At 53.6% G+C, this 1311-nt stretch carries 1 rRNA gene; it reads right to left on the bottom strand.

What is annotated here, in order from left to right:
• A 23S ribosomal RNA gene (locus CRO04_RS25730) occupies positions 1 to 1311 on the bottom strand; the annotation flags it as partial.

Genomic DNA, 1311 nt, shown 5'->3' on the forward strand with positions numbered 1-1311 from the left:
CCATGCTTCCACCTCTGCCCTATCTACCTCGTCGTCTTCAAGGGGTCTTACTCTTGCGATGGGATATCTCATCTTGAGGGGGGCTTCACGCTTAGATGCCTTCAGCGTTTATCCCTTCCCGACTTGGCTACTCTGCCATGGTGTTGATCACCAACAGATACACCAGAGGTCAGTCCATCCCGGTCCTCTCGTACTAAGGACAGCTCCTCTCAAATATCCTACGCCCACGCCGGATAGGGACCGAACTGTCTCACGACGTTCTGAACCCAGCTCGCGTACCGCTTTAATGGGCGAACAGCCCAACCCTTGGGACCTACTACAGCCCCAGGATGCGATGAGCCGACATCGAGGTGCCAAACCACTCCGTCGATGTGAACTCTTGGGAGTGATAAGCCTGTTATCCCCAGGGTAGCTTTTATCCGTTGAGCGATGGCAATCCCACTTTATACCACCGGATCACTAAGTCCTAGTTTCCTACCTGCTCCACCCGTCGGTGTCGCAGTCAAGCTCCCTTATGCCTTTGCACTCTTCGAATGGTTTCCGTCCATTCTGAGGGAACCTTTGAGCGCCTCCGATACTCTTTCGGAGGCGACCGCCCCAGTCAAACTCCCCGCCTGACATTGTCCCCCAGCCAGGTCATGGCTGCAGGTTAGAAATCCAATACCGCAAGGGTGGTATCCCAACATCGGCTCCACAGAGACTGGCGTCCCTGTTTCATTGCCTCCCACCTATCCTGTACATGCAGCACCGAATCCCAGTATCAAGCTGGAGTAAAGCTCCATGGGGTCTTTCCGTCCTGGCGCAGGTAACCAGCATCTTCACTGGTATTTCAATTTCACCGGGTGCATTGTCGAGACAGCGCTCAAATCATTACGCCTTTCGTGCGGGTCGGAACTTACCCGACAAGGAATTTCGCTACCTTAGGACCGTTATAGTTACGGCCGCCGTTTACTGGGGCTTAAATTCAGAGCTTCGCGTTGCCGCTAACCCCTCCTCGTAACCTTCCAGCACCGGGCAGGCGTCAGCCCATATACCTCACCTTTCGGTTTTGCATAGACCTGTGTTTTTGCTAAACAGTTGCTTGAGCCTATTCTCTGCGGCCTGATTTCTCAGGCACCCCTTATCCCGAAGTTACGGGGTCATTTTGCCGAGTTCCTTAACAATGCTTCTCCCGCCGGCCTTAGGATTCTCTCCTCATCCACCTGTGTCGGTTTACGGTACGGGCACATATTACACAATAGCGGCTTTTCTTGACAGCCCCTACAGAGACTTCCCTACTTTTGTTCGGTACGCGTCACACCTTCCTGTTGC

Origin of the sequence: Lacrimispora amygdalina (genome assembly GCF_900205965.1) — a bacterium.
Classification (GTDB): domain Bacteria; phylum Bacillota; class Clostridia; order Lachnospirales; family Lachnospiraceae; genus Lacrimispora; species Lacrimispora amygdalina_A.